At 59.2% G+C, this 282-nt stretch carries 1 protein-coding gene; it reads left to right on the forward strand.

What is annotated here, in order from left to right:
• Nucleotides 1–11 precede the first annotated feature (11 nt).
• The coding region (locus EN846_RS34770) for an ABC transporter permease subunit (protein ID WP_145971992.1) at nt 12–282 on the forward strand (271 nt) is incomplete at its 3' end.

Raw genomic sequence — 282 nt, forward strand, 5'->3', positions numbered from 1 at the left:
CGGAGGTTAGAATGGATTTCACCATTGTTGCCTATGCGATCCCGTTCCTTCTCACCGGCGCAAAGACCACGCTCCTGATCTCGATGTTCGGCGTGGGACTAGGACTGCCACTGGGCATCCTCGTGGCGCTCGCTCGCACTTCGCGCAATCGCTTGGTTTGCAAGGCGGCCGACGCCTATTGCGCTGTCTTTCGCGGCACGCCCATGCTGGTGCAGATATTCGTGATCTACTACGGATTAGGGCAGGTCGGGTTCCTTCGCGCCAACCCGCTGATTTGGTGGC

Source organism: Mesorhizobium sp. M4B.F.Ca.ET.203.01.1.1 (assembly GCF_004791025.1).
Classification (GTDB): Bacteria; Pseudomonadota; Alphaproteobacteria; order Rhizobiales; family Rhizobiaceae; genus Mesorhizobium; species Mesorhizobium abyssinicae.